The organism is Pseudomonas sp. TNT2022 ID642 (genome assembly GCF_028656995.1).
In the GTDB taxonomy this organism is placed as follows: Bacteria; Pseudomonadota; Gammaproteobacteria; order Pseudomonadales; family Pseudomonadaceae; genus Aquipseudomonas.
The window spans coordinates 1-25,990 of record NZ_JAMDGW010000043.1; the positions used below are offsets into that span (position 1 = coordinate 1).

Sequence of the window (25,990 nt, forward strand, 5' to 3'; positions counted from 1 at the left end):
CGCGAGGACGCCCTGAAAACTTGATGTTCCATTCGGATCAGGGTTGTCATTACAGCAGCAAAATGTTCCGTGAAACGCTGGCGGACATGCGCATAAAACAAAGTATGAGTCGACGAGGAAACTGCTGGGATAACGCCCCGATGGAGCGTTTCTTTGGCAGTTTGAAATCTGAATGGATACCCAAGGCTGGCTACCGAAACGAAGACGAGGCCAGTACCGATGTGTTGCGCTACCTGACCCATTATTACAATCGGATCAGGCTGCACAGTCACAATGGCTACCGAACTCCGGTGGAAATGGAAGCCCTGGCGGCATGAAAAAGGGTAAAACCCTATAACCGTGTCCAGTATCGTTTGACCAGATCAACGGGAGGGCTAGGGTGAGGGGCTTTTGATCTGTTTCAGAATCTGAGCTCGACTCGGTATGTCACGTCGGCGTACCTCGCCCATACACCCCGGTCAGTCCCCTCTCCCTCTGGGAGAGGGCTAGGGTGAGGGGCACTTGATCTGGCTTGTGATCTTGCTTTGGCTTCGGCTTTTGATTTTTTGCCCCTTCGGCAGGCCGAGCGGAGGTGTTCATCCGGGGGTAGGCGCGCAGCGCCGTGCGGCGCAGCCGCATTCATCGAGAGGAGGTGCAGCGAAGCAAACCGTAGGCGATGCCCCCGGATGGACACCGTAGCGAGGGAACACTGAGCCTCAGCGAAGTGCCGTACGCCGGGGCAAAGCCTTTTGGGTTACCTTTTCGGCGTTTGGAAAAGGTGACTCGCTGTAAGAGCGAAACCGCCAGTGGCAACACCCGCAGCAACGGATATGCCCCCAATCCCAATCCCAATCCCAAACAAAATCAAAATCAAAATCAAAAGATCGCAGCCTGCGGCAGCTCCTACACTGGGTATTACGGCTTGCCCTTCAAGCCCCAGACAACCCCCACCCAAGGAGTCTGTCCCATGCCCGATAGAAAATGCGATTGTCCCAACTGCAAATGCACCATCAAGGAAGGCGATCATGCCTACGCCGTCCACGGCAAACACTATTGCTGCGAAGCCTGCGCCCACCATCACAAGGATGACAAAGCGTGTTCCAGCAAAGGTTGCAACTGCGGGGATTCGAAATAACAGCACCCATAAAAAAGTGGAGCCTAATCAGGCTCCACTTCCAGTTTCAGGCTCTCATCATCCAGCCGCTCTGCATGCCTTACCGTACCTTGCAGCCTTCGCCCTTCAACCCTGACCACCACGGTTTTCGCCTGGTCGAGGTCTTCCGGCAGCGGTGCCGGCACTCGCAAGGCAAAGCAAAACGGATCATCCGCGACCGCCTCCAGCCCAACGCGACAGTCCACGCTTTTGGTGATACGCCCGAACAACGTATCCAGTCCGTAGTCCAGATGCGCCGGGCTGATGATGTTGCTCATGGTGCATTCCCCCGAATGATGCCGATCGCCAGGCAGAGCTTAGCTGGTCGGTCGCCACACGACGTTTTCCACGCCGAATTTTTCCGCCATCGGTTTGCTGGTCTTCTGCACCTTCTCACGGCCAAAACGCGGGATGCGGCCGACCCCGGCGTCGCAGCTCGCCCAGTGCCACGCCTCGGTGTTGTCCATTTTGTCCGAGCGGATAATGAACGACTTGGGCGTGCCGTGAAGGGTGTATTCGATGACATAGAGTTTTGCGTTGTTCATAAAGCCCGTATTCCTCCCTGTGGTAATAGAGGGATCGCGGCGCACCGGGAAAATTCACTCGGATTGTCGGACGGTATCTATCGTTGGCGACGCCGTTTCGCACTGGTTACCATGGCGCTTCCACCAAGCCCAATGAATGCTCGCCATGGCCCTTGCCGCACCGCCCGATCTCAGCGATACCGATGTGCCCGTGCAACCGCTGGCACGCACGTACCCGCGTGGGCTGTTTATCGAGCCGCACGAGCATGTCTGGGGGCAACTGCTGTATGCGATGAGCGGGGTGATGTGGGTCGAAACCCCGCACGAAGCGCTGGTGGTACCGCCGCAGCGTGCGGTGTGGTTGCCGCCGGGTGTGCCGCACGGGATTCGCGTGGTGTCGGATCTGCAGATGCGCAATATCTACCTGCGTCCGGCGCTGGCGGCGACGCTGGATCAGACGGTGCAGGTGATCGAGGTCGGTGGTTTGCTGCGCGAGTTGATCGTCGGGCTGGTGGAGCAGGGTGATAGCGGGGATCCGGCGTATTACGAGGCACTCGTCGGGTTGGCGTTGCTGGAGCTGAAACGCGCAAGGCGTTCGCAGTTGAAGATCCCGATGCCGGATGACTCCGACCGGCGCCTGATGAATTTGTGTCAGGCGGTAATGGCGGCGCCGTCGCTGGAGATTCCATTCGAGCAGCATGCAGAAAATGCCGGGGCCAGCGTGCGCACCTTGGCGCGGTTGTTCAAGGACAGCCTCGGCATGGGCTTCGCCGAGTGGCGGCGGCAGGTGCAACTGGCGACGGCGGTGGCGGAGTTGATTCAGGGGGGGGCGGTGAGTGTGATTGCCCGGGAGCTGGGGTATTCACCCAGTAGCTTCAGTGACATGTTCCGCCGCGAATTGGGTGTCGCCCCTTCGCAATTCACTCTGTAACGACGCTATATCCTGAACCTACACAGAACCTTGTGGGAGCTGGCTTGCCAGCGATAGCGGTGTGTCAGCCGATGAGGATGTCGGATGTACAGGCCTCATCGCTGGCAAGCCAGCTCCCACAGGGTTTTGTGGTGACTGTGGTTGGTTTGTCCGAAATTCAGAAGTCCTTGGCCGATGCCAACCTCGCCGACTCCCTAAACTTTGCCCATTCCTTTCCACGGGCGGAGTTCCTCCCCATGAATTACCTGATTTCGCTGGCCATTGGTCTGGGCGTCGGCCTGCTGTACGGCGCGCTGGATTTCCGTTCTCCGGCGCCACCGGCCATCGCGCTGGTCGGCTTGCTCGGCATGCTGGCCGGTGAGCAGCTGTGGCCGATGGGCCGGCAACTGGTGTCTGGCTGGTTGTCCTGAATTCCCTTTTCTCCTTCGGTGGATGTGTTCATGAAAGCTCTGCAATTCGATAAAACCGGCGACCTGTCTTCCCTGCGCTTCGTCGAGGTGCCGACCCCTGTTCCTGGCGCAAACGAAGTGCTGGTGCAGATCAAAGCGGCAGGTCTGAATCCGAGCGACGTGAAGAACGTGCTCGGGCGTTTTCCCTACACCACGCTGCCACGGATTCCCGGTCGGGATTTCGCCGGTGTCGTCGTCGAAGGCCCGCAGGCCTTGATCGGTCAGGAAGTGTGGGGCACCGGGCGTGAGCTGGGTTTTTTTGCCGATGGTTCTCACGCAGAGTTCGTCAAACTGCCGGCCAACGGCGTGGCGCATAAACCGTCGCACCTGAGTTTCACCCAGGCCGCCAGCCTCGGCGTCCCTTACACCACGGCTTGGGATGCTTTGGAACGTAGCCTCGTAACGGCCGAGACGCGTTTGCTGGTGATCGGCGGCGGAGCGGTGGCGACCGCTGCTTTGGCGCTGGCGAAGGTGCGTGGCGCGCAGTTGCTGGCGGCGGCGCGGCGCCCGCAGCAGGTGGCGGAACTGCAAGCGCAGGGTTATCAGACGATTCAACTGGATAAACCCGAAGAACTTGGTGCGCAGGTCAACGCGGTGTATCGCGGTGGTGCCGATGTGATTTTCGACACCACTGGTTTCTGGCTGCCGGCGTCGGTGGCGGCATTGGCCACGTTCGGACGGATCGCGATCATTGCCGCACCGGTGGACGGGCATGTGCAACTGCCGGCACTGGCGCTGTATCGCAAGGGCGGTTCGGTGGTCGGGATCAATTCGTTGTTGTATGGCGTTGAAGCGTGTGCAGCGATGCTCGAGCAGTTTGGTCGGTTCTTCGATGAAGGCTCGCTGCCTTTGCCGCAAGGGTTGGTCGAGGCGCCGTTGGCCGAGGGCCTCGCGCGCTACGCCGATGTGAATCAGGGCAGCGGTGACAAGATCATCCTTATCCCCTGATACACCTTAGATCTCCTTGACACCTAGCCAACTGTGGGAGCTGGCTTGCCAGCGATAGCGTCAGTTCAGGCAACTTCTTCTTTGCCTGTTCCGCCGCCATCGCTGGCAAGCCAGCTCCCACAGGGATTTTCGGTGTTCTTAAGAGGCGGGGACGCCGTTTTCCCAGGCTGACCAGTTTTTCAGGATGTCCTGCACCAACGGATTACCCGTGCGATAGAGGTTTTCCAGGGCCGGCACGAAGCCGCCCTGATCGGCGTATTTGAGCAGGTTGTCCACTTCACTGCCGCCCGGCTCAGGGCGGTCGAAGTCGGAGCCGGCGCGCACCACGGCAAGGCGTTGCACGTCGACCAGACCCTCGCGACTGGCACGCAGCAAGGCTTCATAGGTCGAGTTGTCTTCCTGTTGCGTCGTGCAATATTCGCCTTTGTTATCGGTCAACAATTGGGTCCAGACCTCGGCCCGTTCGCTCAGGCGCGTGCCGGAAAACCAGGTGTTGCCGGCCAGTGTGTCGCAGCGCGTCACCACCGGTGGTTGATTGGCCGGCGCCGACGGATATTTCAGGCGCCACGCGGCGGACTCCTTGCTCTCGCTCAGCTCGACCTTGTGGCTCAGGGCGAACGCCTTGGCCTGCAGTGTCGGGTTGAGTTCAAAGACTTCGGTCTTGTAGTCCAGCGGCGGTTTTTCGTTCGGACTCTTGGTGTTGATGCCCAGGTAGCCGGTCGGCCAAGTCGACGGCGCATCACGCGAATCGATCTCCCATTGCGTGCCGAACTCCACCAGATAGTGCGCCCATGCAGCGGTGCCAATGGTTCCGTGTTTCGGGCTGATCCCGGCAATGCCGGCGATCAGGAAGTAACTTTTGCGCAGGTCGAATTTCGGCGACAGCGCCAACGCCAATGTCGAGGCGGCGGCGTTGGTCTGGCCCATGCCGGTGGTCAACAGGCAGACCTGTTGTGCATTGCAGCGGATGCTCGGGTACTCGGCGGACAGGCCCGGCACGCGGATTTCCTGTTTCAGCTCCAGGCGGTCGATCCAATGCTGCGCCTCGGGAGCGAACATGGTGATCAGCATGACTTTCGGTTGTATCGGTGCCTCGGCCGCCCACGCGGTAGAGGAGAGCAGGGCCGCACCGGTCAGGGTCAAACGCATCATTGCTTGCATGGAAAACTCCTTGATTCAGAACTGATAACCGACGCCGGCGTAGTAACCCCAGCCGTTGGAACGGGCGCGAAAATTGCCGTCGCCAAAATTCAGCTCGCTGCCGTCCTCCCAGTTGCCGCCGTTGTGGAAGTAACGGCCGACCAGGGTGAAGCGCAAGTGAGTGAACGAGTAGAGCAGGACGTTGGTCGCCACCGTCGCATTGGCCGTGCGCGCAGGGTTGTCCTTGTGGATGTCCGAGCCGAAATCGAAGTTGGTGAAACCGATGTAGGTCAGCGAGGCGCCGTTGCTGAATTTGTCGATCGGCACGATGTACTTGAGCTGCGCGCGATAGCCGTCCCAGGAATATTCATTGCTGGCGCCGTAGTTTTCCCACTGATAGCGACCGTAGAGGTTGGCCGACAGGTTGACCCGCGAATGGGTGTCGATGTCGGTGCCGAAACCGCTGTACAGGGTGTTGGCACGGTTTTCTTTGCGGCTGCCGTGATCGTAGATCCAGTCGAACGCTACATACCATTCCTTGAACGGACCGATGGCCAGGCTGCGGCCGGCGAGGTAGTCGATGGAGATGCGCGGTTCGTGCTCCATGAACACCGGCGAGCCGTGATCCCACACGCCTTTATCGTGGCTGTTGCCGATGTTGAAGATCTTCGGGATGTCGACGTAGCCGTACAGTTCGAACGGGCCTTTGCGGCCGAAGTACTCGTATTCCAGATAGATGTCGTCGGCCGGTTGCGGGCCGAAGCTGATGTCCTTGCTGCCAATCAACATCAAGTCCTGGTTGTACCAGTCCGACAGATACTCACCTTTTTTCGGCGGGCTGGCTTCGGGGCTGAGCGCTTCGCCCTGGGCGGATTCTTCCTTGGCGGCCGGTTGCGCCACAGCGCTGTGGCTGAGAAGTCCGGTAACGCCGGTCAGTAGCAAGGAAACAGCAAACGTGCACGAGAAAGGTGCGCGAAAAGGGCATGCAATGGCCATTCAAAGTCCTTTTTTGCGGATCGAGGCCCGTGTTCCGTGGGCTTGTACGGTTTTGTTACGAAAACGTTGGGATTGACGTTACGCAAACGTTTGCACAAGGCGTACCAGTTTTCTCAATGCGCTGAAATTTCTAAGGTTTCACAGCATTTGCTGATGGGGCGGTCAGGTACGGTTTTGCGCGCTCGAAGTTCCCTGTGGGAGCGAGCCTGCTCGCGAAGGCTGGATGTCAGAAAAGCAGTTCTCAACTGACCCACCGCATTCGCGAGCAGGCTCGCTCCCACAGGTTTTGTATCGCCCTCAGACCAGTGCTTGCGGGCTGAAACGCCGATTCCAGACCCCTCTAGTATTAAAGTATTAACACCATTTAATCCGTGCCCCATTGCCGGGCGTCTACTAGCGTTGTCCCCAATCAACGGTTTTGTGATGACCGTCGCAGTCTTGATTCGCGTGTGGAATAAGCACGGCTCTGCGCGCCCTCAAGGAAGAAATTGGCCACGACAAGGAGTAGCCCGTGGAAGCAAGGTTTGGTGTCGCCCTCGTTTCGCGCTTTTCCCCTCTTTCCCTTGCTGTGCACTTGAGCGTTGCCGGGTTGTTGTTCGGCGGCGTCAGCGCACCTGCGTTGGCCACCTGCTCCACGGCGGGTTCAATCGTGACGTGTACAGGGGTGCCGCCACTGCCACTGGTTCCCAACGACTTCGCCAGTGCCTCTGACAACCTGACGGTCAACGTCAACAGCGGCGCGCAGATGAATGCGACCCTTGGCGGGCATGTCATGGACCTGACGGGGGTCAACATTACCCTGAACAACTCCGGCATCATGGATCCGGCAGTGCTCGGTCTGGTGTCGGTTTTGAGTGGCGGGGCATTCATCGGCAGCGGCGCTACCAGCACGGTCAGCGTGCTCAACAATGCTGGCGCGATCATGCGGGGCACCGGGATGGTGCTGGGGCTGAACCTGACGAGCATCGACGGCTTGGCCCTTTCGGTTAATAACGCAGCAGCGGGCACCACCAGCATCACCAACAACGGCACCATCACCTCATCCGGAATCTCGATCGGCACCACGTTGGCGGATACCCCGGTGATCGGCGTCTACGGTGGTTCGCAGGTCAACATGACCAACAGCAACACCGGCGTCATCAACGGTCGGATCGCGTTCGAGACCTCGGCGGCGGGCAACACCTTCACCAACGCCGGTGCGATTTCCGGCGGCGTGTCGATGGGCGCGGCGAGCACCAACACCTTCACGGCGGTGACCGGCTCCAGCGTCAACGTCGGTGACGGTGTACAGATCAGCGTCGGCCTCGGCGGTTTGATCGGCATCAACCTGACCTTCGCCCCGACCGGCACGGTCGATGGCGGCGCGGGCGGCACCAACAGCCTGATCCTGCAAAACCCGGCTGGCGTCGGCGGCGGTATCACCGGGACTGGCACGGCATCGAGCGCCACCTACGTCAACTTCAACAACCTGACCCTCAACAGCGGCACCTGGACCTTGCAGGGGCCATTGGTCAGCGGCGCGACCACGCTCAATGGCGGTATCGCCCAGTTCAACAACAACGCCACCTTCGGCAGCGGCGTAATCACCTCCAATGGCGGGATTCTGCAGGCCAGCAATGCCGGGTTGAACATCAGCAATCTGATCTCCCTCGGCGCCGGCGGCGTGACGGTGCAAGGCACTAACGCGACCACGCTGAGCGGGGTGATTTCCGGCAGCGGTGGCCTGACCAAACTCGACGCCAGCCAGTTGAACCTCAGCGCTGCCAACACCTATCTGGGCAACACCACGCTCAATGGCGGTACCGTGCAGGTGAGCAACAATCAGGCGTTCAGCACCGGCACCCTCAACGTCACCGGCGCGACAACCCTGAGCGCGCCGGGCACGATCAGTCTCGCCAACGCCATCAGCCTCGGCGGCACCCTGACCGCCGGCGGTACTGGCGCGCTGACCCTTGGCGGTTTGATCAGCGGCAGCAGCGGCCTGACCAAGACCGGCACTGGCAGCCTGACCGTCAGTGGCGCCAACAGCGGTTTCACCGGCACCACTACCCTGAGCGCCGGCAGCCTGCTGGTGACCAATAACGACTCGCTGGGCAGCGGTGCGTTGAACACCGCCGCCGGTACCAGTCTCGACAGCACCACCAACGTGACGCTGGCCAATAACATTGGCATGACCGGCGCGCTCAACGTGCTCGGCAGCAATGCGCTGACCCTCGGTGGCGTGTTGTCCGGCACCGGCGGCATCACCAAATCCGGCAGTGCCAGCCTGACGTTGACCGGCAACAACACCAACAGCGGCAACACGCTGCTCAATGGCGGCAGCCTGTTCGTTGGCAGCAACACCGCGCTGGGGACTGGCGCGTTGAGCGCGGCAGCGGGCACTACGCTGGATGCGACTGCCGCAGTGACATTGGCCAACGCCGTTGCGCTGGCGGGCGGGGTGACCATCGGCGGTACGCAGGCGCTGGGTTTGAGCGGCGTCATCAGCGGTGCCGGCAGCCTGATCAAGAATGGCACGGCGGATCTGACCCTCAGCGGCAACAACACCTTCGCCGGCGGCACTGCGCTCAATGCCGGCACGCTGATTGTCGGCTCCAACACGGCGCTGGGTACCGGTGCCTTGGCCACAGCGGCAGGTACCAAAATCGACGCCAGCACCACGGCCGCGTTGACCAATGCGGTGACCCTTGGCGGTGATCTGGAAGTGCGTGGCAGCGCTGACCTGACCCTCGGTGGTGTGATCAGCGGCAGTGGCGGGTTGACCAAGCGCGGTTTTGCCAACCTGACTCTCAACGGTGCCAACACTTATCTCGGCGGTACCACGCTGGCCGCCGGCACGCTCACTGTGGGCAACGCGGCCGCGTTGGGCAGCGGTGCATTGAACGTCATCGATGTCTCAGCGCTGGACAGCAACACCGCTGTCAACCTGAGCAACAACATCAACCTCAACAGCAGTGCCCTGACCCTCGGCGGCAGCAGCGGTCTGACCCTCTCCGGTGTCATCAACGGCGCCGGTCAACTGATCAAGAACGGCGCCGCCAACCTGACCCTCGATGGAGTGAACACGTTCGCTGGCGGGACCACGTTGAACGCCGGCAGCTTGACTGTCGGTAACGCCGCAGCGCTGGGCACTGGCGCACTGACTGTCGCCGGGGCCAGTACCCTCAACAGCAGCACGGCGGTTACCCTGAACAACGCAATCACCCTCAACGCCAACCTCACCGCCGGCGGCGCCAACGCGCTGACCCTTGGCGGGGTGATCAGTGGCGCCAATGGTTTAATCAAGACCGGCGCATCCAGCCTGACCCTCAACGGCAACAACACCTACTCCGGCACCACCGCCCTGAACGCCGGTTCGCTGGTGGTCGGCTCCAACACAGCACTCGGCACCGGCACACTCAACGCCTCGAACGGCACCACCCTCGATGCCAGTACCGCCGCGACGCTGGCCAACAACGTCAACCTCGCCGGCACCCTGACTGTGGGCGGGACCAATGCGCTGACCCTCGGCGGCGTGGTCGCCGGTATCGGTGGGCTGACCAAGAATGGCGCTGCCGACCTGACCCTCAACGGCGCCAACAGTTATTTTGGCAACACCCTGTTGAACACCGGCAAACTGACCGTCGGCAGCAACACCGCGTTGGGTTCCGGCACGTTGAACGCGGCGGCCAACACCACGCTGGACGCCAACACGGCCGTCAGCCTGAACAATGCCGTGGCGCTCGCCGGTGCCTTGAACATCGGCGGCACGGCGAATATGACCCTGACCGGTCTGGTCAGCGGCGCCGGCAGTCTGGTGAAAGACGGCGCGGCCAATCTGATTCTCAACGCCGCCAACAACTACCTCGGTGGCACCACGCTGAACGCTGGCACACTGACCGTCGGCAACAGTTCTGCATTGGGTTCCGGTGCGCTGACTGTCGCTGGCGCGGCAACGCTGGACAGCAATTCGCCGCTGGTCAGCCTCAACAACGCCGTCGCCCTCAATGCGGCGCTGACCGTTGGCGGTACGCAAAACCTCACCCTCGGCGGCGTCACCAGCGGCACTGGCCAGTTGATCAAAAACGGCGCAGCCAACCTGACCCTCAACGGCAGCAACAGCTTCAGCGGCGGCACCACGCTCAACGCCGGCACGCTCACCTTGGGCAATGCCAACAGTCTGGGCAGTGGCGCATTGATCGTCGGCGGTGCGGCGACGCTGGATAACAGTGCATCGTTCGGCATCGGCAACGCGATCACTTTGAACGCCGGGCTGACGGTTGCCGGCAACAACGATTTGAGCTTTAACGGCATCATCGACGGTGCCGGCAACCTGACCAAAAACGGTCTGTCGGATCTGACCCTCGCGGGCAGCAACACCTTTACCGGCGCGCTGAATATCGTTTCCGGCAGCGTCACCACCCTCAACAGCAACGCGCTGGGCAGCACCGCCGGCGTCAACATCAGCGCCGGCGCCGGGCTGAATCTGGGCAGCAACGCCAGCCTCGGTGCGCTGACCGGCAGCGGCAGTGTGCAACTGACCGGCAGCAACCTGCTGACCGTCGGCAGCGGCAACGTCACCAGCACCTTCGACGGCGATCTCAGCGGCAGCGGCGGCCTGGTCAAAGTCGGCACCGGCACCTTGAACCTCACTGGCATCAACGGCATTACCGGCAATACCGCGATCGATGGCGGTATCGTGAATCTCAGTGGTTCGCTGGGCAGTGCGCAAGTCAACGTCAATACCGGTGGCACGCTGACCGGTACCGGTTCGGCGCTCGGCGCGGTCAACATCAACAACGGTGGGCATCTGGCGTTGTCGTCGGGCAACACCTTGTCGGCGAGTGCTCTGACTCTTGGCGCCGGCAGCAACGTTGATGTAGCACTGGGCACACCGTCGACCGCGTCGCTGATGAATGTCGGTGGCAACCTCACCCTCGACGGCAATCTTAATGTCAGCGATGCCGGCGGTTTCGGCGTCGGCGTGTATCGCCTGTTCAACTACACCGGCGCCCTGACCAACCTCGGTCTGGACGTGGCCAGCGTGCCGGTCGGTTACGGCCTCGGCGATCTGCTGGTGCAAACCGGCGTGGCCAATCAGATCAACATTCAAGTCTCCGCGCCGAACAGCAACATCCGTTACTGGGACGGCAGCCAGACCATCGCCAACGGTGTGGTCGATGGCGGCAGCGGCACGTGGAACGCGGTCGGCACCAACTGGACCGACGCCAACGGTTTGGTCAATCAACCGTGGGCCGGCGACTTCGCGGTGTTCCAGGGCACCGCCGGCACGGTGACGGTGAACGGCACGCAAGCGTTCACCGGCATGCAATTTCTCACCGATGGCTACAACGTGGTCAACGGTGCGGCGGGGCAACTCACGGCGGTCAACGGCACCGGCGGCACCACTTCGTTGCGCGTCGATCCGGGCGTGACCGCGACCATCAATGCCAATATCGATGGCAGCGGGATTCTCAATAAACTCGACGCCGGCACCTTGGTGCTCGGCGGTGCCAACACCTATACCGGCGGCACACAACTGGACGGCGGCAAGATTATCGTCGGCAGCAACACCGCACTTGGCACTGGTACGTTGACGGCGAATGCCGGCACGCAGCTGGACAGCAACGCGGCGGTGACACTGGCCAACGCGGCGACGCTCAACGGCAACCTCACCGTGGTCGGCAGCAATGCACTGACCCTCAACGGCGTGATTGGCGGCACGGGTGGCCTGATCAAAACCGGCACGGCGAACCTGACCCTCGGCGGCAACAACGCCTTCCTCGGGCCGGTAGCACTGAATGCCGGCGGACTGATTCTGGCGTCGAACTCAGCCCTGGGTTCCGGCACGTTGAACGCGGCGGGCGGCACCACGCTGGATGCGAGCACTGCGGTTTCGCTGAACAACGCGGTGAATCTGGCCGGCAATCTCGGCATTGGCGGCACGGCGGATCTGACCCTGGCCGGTACGGTCAACGGCGCCGGCAGCCTGAGCAAAAACGGCGCCGCCAACCTGACTCTCAGCGGCAATAACAACTTCCTCGGTGGCACCACCCTCAACGCCGGCACGCTGACCGCCGGCAGCAACTCGGCGCTGGGTCTGGGCAATCTCACTGTAGCCGGCGCCTCGGCGCTGGACAGCAACAGTGCGCTGAGCCTGGGCAACAACGTCGTGCTCAACGCCAACCTGAGCAACACCGGCAGCAACAATCTGACCCTCGCGGGTGTGGTCAGCGGCGCGGGTGGCTTGATCAAGGACGGCGCGTCGAACCTGACACTCAACGGCATCAACACCTTCACCGGCGGTACCACGCTGAATGCCGGCACGCTGACCCTTGGTACAGGCGCGTCGCTGGGCAGTGGCGCGCTGACCGTGGCGGGTGCTTCGACCCTCGATAACTCCGCGCCGCTGGTGCTGGCCAACAACCTCAACGTCAATGCCAATCTGGCCTTGGCCGGTAACAATAATCTGACCATCGGCGGTGTCATCGCCGGTGCCGGCACGTTGAGCAAAAATGGTCTGGCCGACGTAACCCTGAGCGGCAACAACACCTTCAGCGGCACCTTCGATGTGGCGTCCGGCAGCCTGACCACACTGAACGGCGCAGCGCTGGGCAACAACGCTACGGTCAATCTCGCGGGTGGCGCGGCGCTTAATCTCGGTGCTTCGGGAAGCCTTGCCAGCCTGACTGGCAGCGGCACGGCGCTGATTGGCACTGGCAATACGTTGAGCCTGGGCGGCAACAACGTCAGCAGCACCTTCGCCGGCATCCTCAGCGGTGACGGCAGCCTGAGCAAACTCGGCAGCGGCACCCTGACCCTCAGCGGCATCAGCGACCTGACTGGTGATACCAACGTCAACGCCGGCACCTTGCAGGTCAACGGCTCACTGGCCAGTGGCAATGTGCTGGTCAACAGCGGCGGCACCCTCGGTGGCAGCGGCAGCCTGACCGGTGCCGTGACGGTGGCGGATGGCGGTCATCTGGCGGGCGTCACCGGCAGTACGCTGAGCGTCAGTTCGCTGCTGTTCAACGGCAATTCAAACTTCGACGTCGGCCTCGGCACACCGGTGTCCGGTGGCGGCAATGCGCTGGTCAATGTCGGCGGCAACCTGACCCTCGACGGCACGCTCAACGTCAGCGACATCGGTGGTTTTGGCAGCGGTGTCTATCGCCTGATCGACTACACCGGCGGCCTGACCGACAACGGCATGCTCTTCGGCACACTGCCGGGCAGCGTCACCCCGGGCGATCTGCAACTGCAAACCGCACTGGCCAATCAGATCAACCTGCTGGTCACCGCACCGGGCGTCACCGTGCAGTTCTGGGACGGCAACCAACTGGTGGCCAACGGTTCTGTAGAGGGTGGCAGCGGCACCTGGGGCACTGGCACCACCAACTGGACCGACGTCAACGGCACCACCAACCAGGCCTGGACCAACAGCTTCGCGGTGTTCCAGGGCGCGGCCGGCACGGTGACCGTCAACGGCGCGCAAACCATCACCGGTCTGCAGTTCGTCACCGACGGCTACAGCCTGGTGAGCGGCACGGCGGGCTCGCTGAATCTGGTCAATGGTTCGCTGGGCAATGCCACGGTGCGGGTTGACCCGAACGCCACGGCAACCATTGGCGTCGCACTCAACGGCAGCGGCACCCTGGGCAAATACGACAGCGGTACGCTGGTGCTCAACGCGGCCAACGGCTACACCGGCGGCACGGCGCTCAACGGCGGCAAGATCGTCGTCGGCAACAACGCGGCGCTCGGCACTGGCGTGTTGACTGCTGCTGACGGCACAGCGCTGGACAGCAACGCGGCCGTCAGTCTGAGCAACGATGTTGTGCTCAACGGTGGCTTGAATGTCGCAGGCTCTAACGCCTTGACCCTTGACGGCGTGGTCAGCGGCAGCGGCAGCCTGATCAAGGCCGGCGCATCGAGCCTGACCCTCAACGGCAGCAACACTTACAGCGGCGGCACTCAGCTCGCCGGCGGCACGCTGGTTCTTGGCAACAACAGTGCGATCAGCAGCGCTGCGCTTAACGTGACCGGTGACGGCACGCTCGACAGCACCTCGGCGCTGCAACTGGCCAATGCCGTCAACCTTGGCGCGCAACTGACCCTCGCCGGCAACCAGAACACCACGCTGATCGGTGCTGTGACTGGCACCGGCAGTCTTCTGAAAAATGGTAGCGGTGATCTCGTGCTCAGTGGTGCTAATACCTACAGCGGCGGCACCACGCTGAACGGCGGCACAACGCGCGGTGACACCAGCAGCTTGCAAGGTGCGATCGTCAACAACGCGACGCTGACCTTCGAGCAAAACGCCGATGGCAGCTACACCGGCAATCTCACCGGCGCCGGTACGCTGAACAAAACCGGCACGGGTGATCTGCTGCTGGCCGGCAACAATACCTTCACCGGCAACACCTCGGTGCAGGCGGGCAATCTGATCGTCAACGGCGTGCTCAACAGCGCCAATGTCGACGTTGCCAGCGGTGCCGGCATCGGCGGTGGCGGCCAGTTTGGTGGTGCCGTGCAACTGGCCAGCGGTGCGACGCTGCTGGGTGGCGGTACGGCAACGCCGTTGTCAGTCGGTTCGCTGGCACTGTCGTCGGGGACCAATCTGGACTTCAGCCTCGGCTCGGCGGCCAGTTCGACCACCGTGGTCAACGTCGCCGGCAACCTGACCCTCGACGGTACGCTGAACATCAGCAATGCCGGCGGTTTCGGCACCGGCGTTTATCAACTGTTCAGCTACGGCGGCAGTCTGACCGACAACGGTCTGGTATATGGCAGCCTGCCGGTGTCGGCGGCCAATCTGACCCTGCAAACGGCTATCGCCAATCAGATCAACCTGCTGGTGCAAGGCACGCCGGGTGAGGTGCAGTTCTGGAACGGCGGCACCACCAATCCGGACGGCAGCATCGGTGGCGGCAGTGGTGTATGGGGTCCAGGCACCAACTGGACCGATCCGAGCGGTACTCAGGCCTTGGCTGCAAATGGTCAGTTCGCCGTGTTTGGCGGCCAGGCGGGTACGGTTACCGTGCAGGGCAATCAGAACTTCACCGGCCTGCAATTCCTCTCCGGCGGCTACAGCCTGGTTCCGGGGGCTGGCGGTACGCTGACTCCGGTCAACGGCACGGACGGCAGCCTTGCACCGGTGCGCGTCAACGCCGGCGCGAGTGCGGAAATCTCCGCGCCGCTGGTGGGCACTGGCGGGATCGAGAAACTCGACTCCGGCACGCTGGTGCTCAGTGGCGCCAACACCTACAGCGGTGGCACCACGGTCAGCGGCGGTACGCTGGTCGGTAACACCACCAGCCTGCAGGGCAACATCCTTAACAACGCATCGTTGCTCTTCTTGCAGAACTTCAATGGTCAGTTCAATGGATCGCTGCGCGGACTTGGCGCGATGCTCAAACGCGGCACCGGCACCTTGCTGTTGACCGGTGATAATCCGTTCAGCGGCACGGTTGCGGTCGATCAAGGTGTGCTGCAAGTCGGCAGCCTTGCGGCGCGCGCTTCGTTGGGTGGGCAAGTCACCGTGGCCAATGGAGCCGGCCTCAGCGGTAACGGCAGCGTCGGTTCGGTGGTCAACCATGGCGTTGTCACCTCGGGCTCCGAAGCGGGCACCCTGAGCGTGGCCGGTAACCTGACCAACGCATCTGACGGTGTGCTGGCCCTGACGGTCAGCTCGCCAACCGCGACACCACTGGCAATCGGTGGCACCGCAACGCTGGGCGGCGCTTTGCAAGTGAACTCGCTGGCACCGTTCACCGGCAACACCACGTACTCGCTGATCACCGCAGGCGGCGGCGTGAATGGCACCTTCAGCGCTGCGGACCTGCCGCAATACGCATTCCTCAACACGGCACTGGTGTATGACGCCAACGCAGTGAACCTGGTGGTCAGCCGCAATGGCAACTCGTTCGCCGATGTCGCCGCCACTGGCAACCAGTTCAGAACCGCCACCGCGCTGTCGAACAACGGCCCGGCCGGTGCGGCGTTGCAGAACGAGATCGTCAACCTCAGCGTCGCCGGTGCGCGTAATGCCTTCGACAGTCTGTCCGGTGAGATCCACGCCAGCACCGCCAGCGCCATCCTCGAGGATTCGCGCTATGTGCGTGACGCGGTCAACGATCGCATGCGCCAACCGTCATGCAGCGCGGCGGATGATCCACGCCGCGCGCTGGCGCCAAGTGGCAACCAACTGAGCAGCAACGGTTGCCACGGCGAAATGGTTGGCTGGGCGCGGGCGCTCGGCGCGTGGGGTGAGACGGATGGCGACAGCAACGCGGCGAAACTCGACCGCAACCTCAGCGGCTTCATGCTCGGCACCGACAAGCAACTCGATGACCAGTGGCGCGTGGGCATGGCCGCCGGTTACACCCGCAGCGACCTCGATGCGCATGACCGTCGCTCGGATGCCACCGTCGAAAGCTACCACCTGGCGGCGTACCTCAACTCGCAGTTCGATGCTCTGGCGGTGCGCCTCGGCGCGGCTTACAGCTGGCACGACATCGAGACCAAACGCAACGTCAGCGTCGGCAGCTACAACGATCGCTTGAAGGCCAATTACGATGCGCGCAGCGCGCAGGTGTTCGGTGAAGTCGGTTACACGATTGAAGCCGGCGGCATTGCCCTGGAGCCATTCGCCGGTCTGGCCTACGTCAACTACGACACCGACAAGGCCAAGGAGAAAGGCGGAGTAGGGCGCCTGGAGGCGGATGCCGATCAAGACATCACCTTCTCGACTCTCGGTGTACGTGCCGGCAAAGTCATCACCCTGGCCAACGGCGGGCAATTCACCCCGCGCGCGGCCATCGGCTGGCGCCATGCCTTTGGTGATACCAAGCCTGACGCCGACCTGACCTTCATCGACGGCGGCGCCTCGTTCAGCACACAGGGCGTGCCGATCGCCAAGGACAGCGCCATCGTTGAAGCGGGTGTCGACTTCCAGATCAGCCCGACCGGCAAACTCGGCGTCGGCTACTCGGGCCAACTGTCGAACGACAGCAACGACCATGCAATGACCATCAGCTTCAGCCTTGGCTTCTGATTTAGGGTCGAAGCACTTTTAGCCGCCCGTAAGGGCGGTTTTTTTTGCCTTGTCTCAAGCTGCTCGTTCCCACGCTCTGCGTGGTAACGCCTCTAGGGACGCTCCGCGTTCCGGCTCCGTGAAGGGACGCGGAGCGTCCCGGGCTGCATTCCCACGCGGAGCGTGGGAACGATCGGATAGACCCGGCGTGCTCTGCTAGAATCGCCCCCATCAACAGCCTGAGACTCCCCCATGAGCGAGCCGATTCGTCTGACCCAATACAGCCACGGCGCCGGTTGCGGCTGCAAGATTTCCCCGCAGGTGCTGGAAGTGATTCTGGCCGGCAGCGGTGCGCAGAACCTTGATCCGAAACTGTGGGTCGGCAATGCCTCGCGTGATGACGCGGCGGTGTACGAGATCGATGCCGAGCGCGGCGTGGTCTCGACCACGGACTTTTTCATGCCGATCGTCGATGATCCGTTCGACTTCGGCCGGATTGCCGCGACCAATGCGATCAGCGACATCTATGCGATGGGCGGCGATCCGTTAATGGCCATCGCCATTCTCGGCTGGCCGGTCAATGTGCTGGCGCCGGAAGTGGCGCGCGAAGTGATTCGCGGCGGCCGTGCCGTTTGCGACGCTGCGGGCATTCCTCTGGCGGGCGGGCATTCGATCGATGCGCCGGAGCCGATCTTCGGCCTCGCCGTCACCGGTCTGGTGGAAAAGCGCCACATGAAGCGCAACGACACCGCCACCGCCGGTTGCCTGCTGTACCTGACCAAACCGTTGGGTATCGGCATCCTCACCACCGCCGAGAAGAAGGGCAAGTTGCGCGCCGCCGACGTTGGTGTGGCCCGCGACTGGATGTGCACCTTGAACAAACCCGGCAGCCGTTTCGGCAAACTCGCCGGCGTTACCGCCATGACCGACGTCACCGGTTTTGGTCTGCTCGGGCATCTGGTGGAAATGGCCGATGGCAGCAAGCTCACTGCACGCATTGCCTATGACCGCGTACCGCGTCTGGACAGCGTCGAGTACTACCTCGATCAGGGCTGCGTGCCCGGCGGTACGCTGCGCAACTTCGACAGCTACGCGAGCAAGGTCGGTCGCGTGCAGGAGCTGCATAAACGCGTGCTCTGCGACCCGCAAACCAGCGGTGGTCTGCTGATCGCCGTCACGCCTGAAGGCAATGAAGAGTTCCTTGCCGTCGCCGCCGAACTGGGCCTGAACCTGGCGCCAATCGGCGAGCTGGTTGAGCGACAGACGAACGCAGTCGAGGTGATTTGATGCTCCGCGACTGCACTGACTACCGTGATATTTTCCTCAACGACCGGCCGCTGATGGATGCCCGCGCGCCGGTCGAGTTTCACAAGGGCGCGTTCCCCGGTGTGATCAACCTGCCGCTGATGAACGACGTCGAACGGCAGAAGATCGGCACCTGCTACAAACAGCACGGTCAGCAGGCCGCCATCGAATTGGGTCATCAATTGGTGTCTGGCGCGGTGAAGGCCGAGCGCATCCAGGCCTGGGCCGAATTTGCCCGCGCCCATCCTGACGGTTATCTCTATTGTTTTCGCGGCGGCCTGCGTTCGCAGATCACTCAGCAATGGCTGCGTGACGAGGCCGGCATCGACTATCCGCGCGTCGGCGGTGGTTACAAGGCGATGCGCAACTTCCTCATCGACACCCTTGAGCAGGCCATCGCGCAATGTGATTTCGTCTTGCTGGGTGGCATGACCGGCACCGGCAAGACAGAAGTGCTGGTGCAACTGCAAAACGGCCTGGACCTTGAAGGGCACGCCAATCATCGCGGCTCCAGCTTCGGCAAACGCGCCACCGGGCAGCCGTCGAACATCGATTTTGAAAACCGCCTGGCCATCGACATTCTCAAGAAACGTGACGCGGGTTTCGCGCAGTTTGTACTGGAAGACGAGAGCCGGGTGGTCGGCAGTTGTGCCTTGCCGCTGCCGTTGTATCAGGGCATGCAGCAGTACCCGATGGTCTGGCTGGAAGACCGTTTTGAGGATCGCGTGGAGCGGATCCTGCGGGACTATGTGGTGGACCTGTCGGCGGAGTTCTCCGCGGTGCATGGCGAGGAGGGCTTTACGCTGTTCTCTGAACGCCTGTTGGAAAGTCTGAACAACGTGCAGAAACGTCTGGGTGGCGAGCGCCATCGACGCATGCTGATTTTGATGGAAGACGCGTTGGCGGAGCAGGGACGAAGCGGCGCGGTGGACTTGCATCGTGGCTGGATCGAAGGGTTACTGCGTGAGTATTACGACCCGATGTATGTGTTTCAGCGCGAGAAGAAGGGCGGGCGGATCGAGTTCGCCGGGGAGCGTGGAGCGGTGCTGGAATATCTGCGTGAGCGGGTGAATCAGAAGGATTGATAGTGCTTTTGCTGGCCTCATCGCTGGCAAGCCAGCTCCCACAGTTATTGCGGATGTACATGGATTTTGTGTACACCCTAGAACCCTGTGGGAGCTGGCTTGCCAGCGATGGGGCCGGTTCAGACAGAAGATGACTCAGGTCGGGCAGGTTTCCTTGCCATGATCCAGACCCTGCTTGTAACTGTGGCTCTGCAGACTGGCCTTGCCGTCGTGCCAGGTCAGCGTCAGTACATACAGCGAGTCAAAGTCGTTGCCCGCCCAGTCATCGGTGATGTTCTGCTTCTCGCCGACCGCTTTGCCCGCTACCTTGTTGATCAGCTCCGGCAGATAGCCGTGGGACCAGGCGGTGTAGATCGTCGAGTTGTGATACTTGTCTTCCAGCAGTTCGCGGGCCAGATCGCTGGTGTCGTTGGCCGAGAACTCGATGTTCACCGGCAGGCCGAGCTTGATCGCGGCGGGGCTGATGGTCATCAGCGGACGGATGTAGCTGTAGGAGTTGTCCAGCTCACCTTCCTCGACATTGCGCGTCGGATTGGCGGCGAACACGTAATCGGCCTTGCCGAATTTTTCCGGCAGCAGCGTCGACAGGTCGATAGCGCGGTTCAGGCCCTGGCAGTTGAGCTGGCCGAGACCACCCTCGGGCTTCTCCGCGTGGCGCAGGAACACCAGCGTCTGGGTACCGTCCACCGGTTGCGCGCGGCTTTCGCTCGACTCAAGCGACAGGAACAGCGCACTGACGGCCAGCAGGGAAGGCAGGGCCACATACGCGCGGTGTTTGAAACGTTTGGCGAATCGCATAAGGATCGTCATGGAATAAAAGGTTCTTCAGCAAATTCGGTTAAGGCTGACAAACCTTTACACCGCGGGCTCCCAGCACCGGGTGTTTTCCCTGTCATGAACGGCTTCCTTTGCAATAAAGGCATAGCTCAGAGTCCCCTGAGGCCGATTTGGTTCGATCCATCCGAGTGCGTGGCACTTTAGCGGCAAACTTCCACGGCTTGGGCACAGGTTAGCGACAGGATGTTACGGTTCGAAGCGGCTGTGGACGACCTTTTGATCCATCTCCACAAGAACGCATAAAACGACCACACAGGTGCAATACATATGTACCGCACCTGGCGATTTGTAATCGACTGCAATGGCGCATGTGCGATAAGCGATTGTCGCGAGGTCTGCCCGGCTTTTAGTTTGGCAACGTTCTTGAATAAGGATTTTCATGGTCATCGTTCGTAAAACCGCCACCTCCCCGTCGCCCGGCCTCGGACCGGTAGACGCAAGCGCGGGCCGTAAAAGAGGCTGCGGCGTGCTCCCCGGCGACGGGCCAGCGAGGAAGGCTTCTCACCTTGAAGACAATCAAGTGCAGGAGCCTGCTGCCCAGCAACCGGAACTATCACTTGCCCGTATCAGGCTTTCTCCCTTGAAGTCTGCCGAGGTTTTGCCGATTCGTTCCGTGGTCCAGTCACTTGAAGACTATCGCTTGAGAGCACCCGCCAGCTTGCCTGCGGCCAATGCACAGGGCTTGAGGGTCATCAAGGATCGCCTGTACGCAGATATCGCCCCGGGCGAGATCGTTCTGGTCCGGCAAACCGCGACAACCGGCGAGTATCGGGCGACATTGGCGTCTGAGTTGACCGCTTCGGGGCCGGCGCTGGTCTACGAACCGCAAAACCGGATATGGAAGCTTCAAGGCGCTCAATCGTCCCCTGACAATGGCGACGTCATTGATATCGATATTGATGAGCTGATTCGCGGTTTCAGTAATGATTCACCCCAAAAACACCGGGCTCATGATGGTAACGACGACTCGATCGAGCGCGATACGTTAATGGATGTCAATCTGGTTGCGCGTGGGTTGACTCAGTTTTCGCCCAGGCAGGCCGAACTCATTCGCTCGGAGTTGCGAGTGGTCGAAACCGTGTTCTCTGACGCCTGCGACGTCATCGGCATGAAGCTGTCAGACGCCGATAAGGTCTACGAAAACTTTTTTGGCGCTGACCACCGAATCATTGCCGCGCAATTCGCTGATTCAGTCTCGCGCGGCCTGGCGCTTTCCAGGGAGTATCAAGGGGTCTGGGGCGGGGATAAATTCATCGGAGTCGATGTCGACAACCAGAGCTCGGCATGGATGTACAAAAAGGATTTTCATGGTCGGTTCTTCATCAATCGCAAGTTCATGAAGCGCGGTATGTTGAGTGTGTCGCTGGGCCATGAAATGTTGCACACCAACAGAGTCGATCGATTCAAGGCCATCGGGCCGAACGCTGCCGATTTTTTCTATCTGCACGATAATCTGCAGACTTTGCTGGTTTCGGACTCGCGGATGGCCTACGACGTCTCGGAGCGTAGCGTTTCCGACGCGATCATGCGCGGTGGGTTGACGGTCGATTACATGAAAGCCACCAGTGACTATCACGACAGCTTCCTGTTCGGTGTCAGCGATTATCTGGGAAGGGTCGACGATGTAGAGCTTGATGAGGCGGTTGATCTGTTCAATGCCAATTCGCAACTGCGCGCGCACATGGCCGCGAACAATGCCGACAGCATTTTTTTTGCGGCCAAGAGCCTGCAAACGTGGTATCGCAGCAAAATCGAATACGAGCGGCTTGATAGCCTTATCGATGGCTGATGCGGGCAGGCATCGGCCAAAACATCACAGCCTGCGGCGGCTCTGAATTATGATCTGCCTTTAAATTGTGACTGGATGCTTCCCATGACCGATCTGTCCGCGTTCCCGATCACCCAGAAATGGCCGGCGCAGTACCCTGACTGGATTCAGCTCTATTCCTTGCCGACGCCCAATGGCGTCAAAGTCTCGATCATGCTCGAAGAAATCGGCCTGCCGTACGAGCCGCACAAGGTCGCTTTCGACAGCAATGACCAGCTGTCCGCCGAGTTCCTGTCGCTGAACCCGAACAACAAGATCCCGGCGATCCTCGACCCACACGGTCCCGATGATCAGCCGCTGCCACTGTTCGAGTCGGGTGCGATCCTGATTTACCTGGCCGACAAAAGCGGCCAGTTGCTGGCCCAGGAAGGCGCACTGCGCTACGAAACCATCCAGTGGCTGATGTTCCAGATGGGCGGCATCGGCCCGATGTTCGGCCAGCTCGGGTTCTTCAACAAATTCGCCGGCAAGGATTACGAGGACAAACGTCCGCGTGATCGTTACGTCGATGAAAGCAAACGTCTGCTCAAGGTGCTCGACGGCCGGCTCGAGGGCCGAGACTGGATCATGGGTGAACGCTACACCATCGCCGATATCGCCACGTTCCCGTGGGTGCGTAACTTGATTGGCTTCTATGAGGCTGGTGATCTGGTGGGCATTCAGAGCTTCCCGAATGTCACCCGTGTGCTGGAGCGTTTCCTCGCGCGTCCGGCCGTGGTTCGAGGCCTGACCATTCCTTCCTGACACCACACATCCCCCTGTGGGAGCTGCCGAAGGCTGCGATCTTTTGATGTTGATTTTTAAAAGCAAGATCAAAAGATCGCAGCCTTCGGCAGCTCCTACAGGAGATTTGGGTACTCTCTGGGATTATTACACCCCCGGTAATGCACTCTTGATTGATCCAGGTTTGTACCCCAACCCCCGCAAGGCATAAGCTTCGCCCCCTACGACTTTCGTCTCATCTGCCGTTTTCAGGAAAGGCCCCATGTCCAGTCAGTTCCCCGAAGCACGTCCCCGCCGTCTGCGCCGCAATGCGAGCCTGCGCAGCCTGTTCCAGGAAACCGAGTTCAGCCTGAATGATCTGGTGCTGCCGATTTTCGTCGAAGAAGAAATCGACGACTTCGTGCCGATCAACAGCATGCCCGGTGTGATGCGTATTCCTGAGCGCAAACTGGCCAGCGAAATCGAGCGCTATGCCCGCGCCGGCATCAAGTCGGTGATGACCTTCGGCGTATCCCATCATCTGGACAGCAACGGCAGCGACACCTGGCGCGAAGACGGTCTGGTCTCGCGCATGTCGCGCATTGCCAAAGATGCCGTGCCGGAAATGATCGTGATGTCTGACACCTGCTTCTGCGAATACACCGATCACGGCCATTGCGGCGTGATGCATAACCATGAAGTCGACAACGACCAGACCCTGATCAACCTCGGCAAACAAGCCGTGGCAGCGGCCCGCGCCGGTGCGGACGTGATTGCGCCGTCGGCAGCGATGGACGGTCAGGTGCGGGCGATTCGCCAGGCCCTGGATGCGGCCGGGTTCACCCAGATTCCGATCATGGCCTACTCGACCAAATTTGCCTCGGCGCTTTACGGCCCGTTCCGCGAGGCCGGTGGCAGCGCCTTGAAGGGCGACCGCAAAAGCTATCAGATGAACCCGATGAACCGCCGCGAAGCCCTGCGCGAGTCGCTGCTCGACGAGCAGGAAGGCGCCGATGCGCTGATGGTCAAACCGGCGGGGGCGTACCTCGACATCATCCGCGATATTCGCGAAGCCTCGAACCTGCCGCTGGCGGCGTATCAGGTCAGCGGTGAGTACGCGATGATCAAGTTCGGCGCACAGGCAGGGGCGATTGATGAGGATCGCGTGGTGCGTGAAAGCCTGGGTGCGATCAAGCGTGCAGGCGCGGATTTGATCTTCACTTACTTTGCGATGGATCTGGCGTTGGCCGGGATCTAAAGACCATCGCACAACCCTGTGGGAGCTGGCTTGCCAGCGATAGCGGTGCATCAGTCAACATTGATTTTGACTGTGCTGACGCCATCGCTGGCAAGCCAGCTCCCACAGGTTCTTGTGGTGTTCTTGGGTCAGGGGCAGTTGAAGTAGGGCCGGATGCCGTGATCGCGGAAGTAGCGTTCAATCACCTTCGGATCCGCGCTGTTTTCGGCAATCGCCACATAGGTATCCGGGCGCAGCAGATAAAAGCCGTTACGCCCCAATCCCGCCGTTTCAAACGCCGGGCGCCAGTCGAACACGTGCAGCGGCAAATGATGTTCCTGGCACCAGGCGATCATTTCGTCACTGGTGTCGCCGTACACATGCACCTGCCAGCACGGTTGCCGTAGCGGTTCATAGTTATCTCCCTCACCATCATGCGCCCACGGCAAGCGGTCGCCGCCGTGGACGTGGCCGGCTGCGCCCTGGCTCAACGGCATGCCGCGATAGTTGAGGGTAACTTGCGACACCGTGCGAAAGAGGAACTCGCGACTGGCCTCGAACGAGGCCATTTTCGGGATCAGAAACGGCGCCACGCGCATGCGCAGCAAATCCGCCATACGCCCCTCGGCGGTGACGAAACTGAAGACCTTGTCGGTGGTCGACACCAGTCGACGAGCGAAGGCCTTGCGTTCGGTTTCGTAGCTGTCGAGCAGGCTTGGTTCGGCGGCGCCACTGAGCACAGCGGCAAGTTTCCACGCCAGATTGATCGCGTCGCCGATGCCGGTGTTCATGCCCTGACCACCCGCCGGGCTGTGCACATGGGCGGCATCGCCAAGCAGAAACGCGCGGCCACTGCGAAAGTGCTCAGCCACGCGGTGATGCACGCGGTAGGTCGAGAACCAATGGACATCTTCGATATGCACTTTCAGGTGTTCGATGGCACGGCTGCTGACATCGGAAAATTCCAGGGTTTCGGCGCGATCCGCACGTTCGTCACGCACGGTGCCGATCAGCCTTGCGCGGCCTTCGCCGGCCAGTGGAAACACGGCGAGGAAGTCCGCTTCATCCAGATCCAGATGCAACTCGCCGTTCATCGCAGGGCCGCTGGCCTTGACATCGGCGACGTAGAAAATCTGCTGATAGGTGCCGCCGGGGAAACCGGTGTCGAGGGTTTTGCGCACCACTGAACGGGCGCCATCACACCCCGCCAGATAACAGGCCTGGCAGATTTCCTGCTCACCATCGGGCTGGCGCAAATGCGCGGTGAGGCCGTCGCCGGTTTCCTCGAAGCTTTCCAGTGTCGTATCGCGCTCGACAGTGACGCCGTAGTCTTCGAGGCGTTCGATCAACAGCCGTTCGTGCTCGTCCTGGGGGAAGATTTCGACGAACGCGTAGGGTGTCAGGCCTTCGCCGATGCGATTGAGCGGCAACTGCGCGACCGGTTTGCCGTTGACCCAGAAATTCGCCGCCGCCACCCGATGGCCGTTGCGCACGATAGTGTCGGCGAGGTCCAGTTGCCGGTACAACTCGAGGGTGCGCGCCTGCACTGCCAGCGCTCGCGAAGTGGTGCCGGGTGCGGAGGTTTTATCGATGATGCGCACGCGTACGCCGAGTTTGCTCAGCCACAGGGCCAGCACCAGACCGGTCGGGCCGGCGCCGATGATCAGAACGTCGCTGCGGTTCATGGGCCTGTCCTCCGTTTGCTGTGCAGCAAGTATGGATCAGAAGGAGAGGGTGGCCAGTTGATCGGCCAGACGGAAGAAGGCCCCGCAGCGGTGAGGCTGTGGGGCCTTTTTTGGGTGTTCGGCGGGAAGGTATTGGCGGTAGTGAAATCTACCCCCTCACCCCAGCCCTCTCCCCCA

Annotated in this window: 17 protein-coding genes; 11 read left to right on the forward strand and 6 right to left on the reverse strand. The window is 61.3% G+C overall.

Translation table 11 applies throughout. The annotated features are described in order from the left end of the window. Positions 1-317 (forward strand): integrase core domain-containing protein (locus tag M5G26_RS28555; protein WP_273917100.1); only part of this gene is annotated, 317 nt, incomplete at its 5' end. A gap of 629 nt (positions 318-946) precedes the next feature. Beyond that, positions 947-1,114: a metallothionein gene (locus M5G26_RS28560; protein ID WP_134174924.1), complete on the forward strand. Its 168-nt coding sequence runs from the start codon at positions 947-949 to the stop codon at positions 1,112-1,114. A gap of 23 nt (positions 1,115-1,137) precedes the next feature. On the opposite strand, the gene M5G26_RS28565 is transcribed toward M5G26_RS28560, so the two are convergent. Both M5G26_RS28565 and M5G26_RS28570 read right to left on the reverse strand, forming a co-directional pair. Further along, the gene (locus M5G26_RS28565; protein ID WP_016982824.1) at positions 1,138-1,410 is read right to left on the reverse strand and encodes a hypothetical protein; all 273 of its coding nucleotides are present in this window, start codon (positions 1,408-1,410) and stop codon (positions 1,138-1,140) included. A 39-nt stretch (positions 1,411-1,449) separates the two neighbouring features. Beyond that, positions 1,450-1,677: a DUF6555 family protein gene (locus tag M5G26_RS28570; RefSeq protein ID WP_007919026.1), complete on the reverse strand. Its 228-nt coding sequence runs from the start codon at positions 1,675-1,677 to the stop codon at positions 1,450-1,452. A 136-nt stretch (positions 1,678-1,813) separates the two neighbouring features. On the opposite strand from M5G26_RS28570, the gene M5G26_RS28575 reads away from it, so the two are divergent. The 3 genes from M5G26_RS28575 to M5G26_RS28585 all read left to right on the forward strand — a co-directional run bounded on the left by M5G26_RS28575 (position 1,814) and on the right by M5G26_RS28585 (position 3,984). Further along, positions 1,814-2,587, forward strand: a complete 774-nt coding sequence (locus tag M5G26_RS28575) for an AraC family transcriptional regulator (protein ID WP_273917101.1) — start codon at positions 1,814-1,816, stop codon at positions 2,585-2,587. A gap of 236 nt (positions 2,588-2,823) precedes the next feature. Further along, complete coding sequence (locus M5G26_RS28580) at positions 2,824-2,997, forward strand: DUF1427 family protein (protein WP_080750762.1); 174 nt, start codon at positions 2,824-2,826, stop codon at positions 2,995-2,997. 30 nt (positions 2,998-3,027) lie between these two features. Further along, on the forward strand, positions 3,028-3,984 hold the full coding sequence (locus M5G26_RS28585) for a quinone oxidoreductase family protein (RefSeq protein WP_273917102.1): 957 nt from the start codon (positions 3,028-3,030) through the stop codon (positions 3,982-3,984). A gap of 138 nt (positions 3,985-4,122) precedes the next feature. Here the strand turns inward: M5G26_RS28585 and M5G26_RS28590 are convergent, their stop codons facing one another. Together M5G26_RS28590 and M5G26_RS28595 are read right to left on the reverse strand one after the other, a co-directional pair. Continuing rightward, positions 4,123-5,145, reverse strand: coding sequence for a purine-nucleoside phosphorylase (locus tag M5G26_RS28590; RefSeq protein WP_273917103.1), 1,023 nt, complete (start codon positions 5,143-5,145; stop codon positions 4,123-4,125). A gap of 15 nt (positions 5,146-5,160) precedes the next feature. Continuing rightward, on the reverse strand, positions 5,161-6,120 hold the full coding sequence (locus M5G26_RS28595) for a nucleoside-specific channel-forming protein Tsx (RefSeq protein ID WP_273917104.1): 960 nt from the start codon (positions 6,118-6,120) through the stop codon (positions 5,161-5,163). 511 nt (positions 6,121-6,631) lie between these two features. Here M5G26_RS28595 and M5G26_RS28600 point away from each other — a divergent pair. From M5G26_RS28600 to mnmH, 3 genes are all read left to right on the forward strand, one after another. Beyond that, positions 6,632-17,155, forward strand: coding sequence for an autotransporter-associated beta strand repeat-containing protein (locus tag M5G26_RS28600; RefSeq protein ID WP_273917106.1), 10,524 nt, complete (start codon positions 6,632-6,634; stop codon positions 17,153-17,155). A gap of 231 nt (positions 17,156-17,386) precedes the next feature. Continuing rightward, positions 17,387-18,421 (forward strand): selenide, water dikinase SelD, encoded by a 1,035-nt coding sequence (selD, locus tag M5G26_RS28605; protein ID WP_150795782.1) that lies wholly within the window; start codon positions 17,387-17,389, stop codon positions 18,419-18,421. Then, a complete protein-coding gene (gene mnmH / locus M5G26_RS28610) occupies positions 18,421-19,524 on the forward strand; it encodes a tRNA 2-selenouridine(34) synthase MnmH (protein ID WP_273917107.1) in 1,104 nt (367 codons plus the stop codon). Before selD ends, mnmH begins: the two co-directional genes overlap by 1 nt. A gap of 135 nt (positions 19,525-19,659) precedes the next feature. Here mnmH and M5G26_RS28615 read toward each other — a convergent pair whose 3' ends face one another. Further along, the gene (locus tag M5G26_RS28615) at positions 19,660-20,334 is read right to left on the reverse strand and encodes a histidine phosphatase family protein (RefSeq protein WP_273917108.1); all 675 of its coding nucleotides are present in this window, start codon (positions 20,332-20,334) and stop codon (positions 19,660-19,662) included. 406 nt (positions 20,335-20,740) lie between these two features. Between M5G26_RS28615 and M5G26_RS28620 the strand changes: the two genes are divergently transcribed. The 3 genes from M5G26_RS28620 to hemB all read left to right on the forward strand — a co-directional run bounded on the left by M5G26_RS28620 (position 20,741) and on the right by hemB (position 24,149). Then, the gene (locus tag M5G26_RS28620; protein ID WP_273917109.1) at positions 20,741-22,150 is read left to right on the forward strand and encodes a hypothetical protein; all 1,410 of its coding nucleotides are present in this window, start codon (positions 20,741-20,743) and stop codon (positions 22,148-22,150) included. A gap of 84 nt (positions 22,151-22,234) precedes the next feature. Continuing rightward, on the forward strand, positions 22,235-22,933 hold the full coding sequence (locus M5G26_RS28625) for a glutathione binding-like protein (RefSeq protein ID WP_134174906.1): 699 nt from the start codon (positions 22,235-22,237) through the stop codon (positions 22,931-22,933). 241 nt (positions 22,934-23,174) lie between these two features. Further along, on the forward strand, positions 23,175-24,149 hold the full coding sequence (gene hemB / locus M5G26_RS28630) for a porphobilinogen synthase (protein WP_038363454.1): 975 nt from the start codon (positions 23,175-23,177) through the stop codon (positions 24,147-24,149). Between the two features lie 128 nt (positions 24,150-24,277). On the opposite strand, the gene M5G26_RS28635 is transcribed toward hemB, so the two are convergent. Continuing rightward, positions 24,278-25,813: an FAD-dependent oxidoreductase gene (locus M5G26_RS28635; RefSeq protein ID WP_273917110.1), complete on the reverse strand. Its 1,536-nt coding sequence runs from the start codon at positions 25,811-25,813 to the stop codon at positions 24,278-24,280. Between the last annotated feature and the right edge of the window lie 177 nt (positions 25,814-25,990).

Bases quoted from the DNA above. Each gene is read 5' to 3' on its own strand.
- M5G26_RS28590 (WP_273917103.1), bottom strand. From the start codon at position 5,145: ATGCAAGCAATGATGCGTTTGACCCTGACCGGTGCGGCCCTGCTCTCC.
- M5G26_RS28595 (WP_273917104.1), bottom strand. From the start codon at position 6,120: ATGGCCATTGCATGCCCTTTTCGCGCACCTTTCTCGTGCACGTTTGCT.
- M5G26_RS28620 (WP_273917109.1), top strand. From the start codon at position 20,741: ATGGTCATCGTTCGTAAAACCGCCACCTCCCCGTCGCCCGGCCTCGGA.
- M5G26_RS28575 (WP_273917101.1), top strand. From the start codon at position 1,814: ATGCTCGCCATGGCCCTTGCCGCACCGCCCGATCTCAGCGATACCGAT.
- M5G26_RS28580 (WP_080750762.1), top strand. From the start codon at position 2,824: ATGAATTACCTGATTTCGCTGGCCATTGGTCTGGGCGTCGGCCTGCTG.
- M5G26_RS28625 (WP_134174906.1), top strand. From the start codon at position 22,235: ATGACCGATCTGTCCGCGTTCCCGATCACCCAGAAATGGCCGGCGCAG.
- M5G26_RS28560 (WP_134174924.1), top strand. From the start codon at position 947: ATGCCCGATAGAAAATGCGATTGTCCCAACTGCAAATGCACCATCAAG.
- M5G26_RS28585 (WP_273917102.1), top strand. From the start codon at position 3,028: ATGAAAGCTCTGCAATTCGATAAAACCGGCGACCTGTCTTCCCTGCGC.
- M5G26_RS28565 (WP_016982824.1), bottom strand. From the start codon at position 1,410: ATGAGCAACATCATCAGCCCGGCGCATCTGGACTACGGACTGGATACG.
- M5G26_RS28615 (WP_273917108.1), bottom strand. From the start codon at position 20,334: ATGACGATCCTTATGCGATTCGCCAAACGTTTCAAACACCGCGCGTAT.
- mnmH (WP_273917107.1), top strand. From the start codon at position 18,421: ATGCTCCGCGACTGCACTGACTACCGTGATATTTTCCTCAACGACCGG.
- M5G26_RS28570 (WP_007919026.1), bottom strand. From the start codon at position 1,677: ATGAACAACGCAAAACTCTATGTCATCGAATACACCCTTCACGGCACG.
- hemB (WP_038363454.1), top strand. From the start codon at position 23,175: ATGTCCAGTCAGTTCCCCGAAGCACGTCCCCGCCGTCTGCGCCGCAAT.
- selD (WP_150795782.1), top strand. From the start codon at position 17,387: ATGAGCGAGCCGATTCGTCTGACCCAATACAGCCACGGCGCCGGTTGC.
- M5G26_RS28635 (WP_273917110.1), bottom strand. From the start codon at position 25,813: ATGAACCGCAGCGACGTTCTGATCATCGGCGCCGGCCCGACCGGTCTG.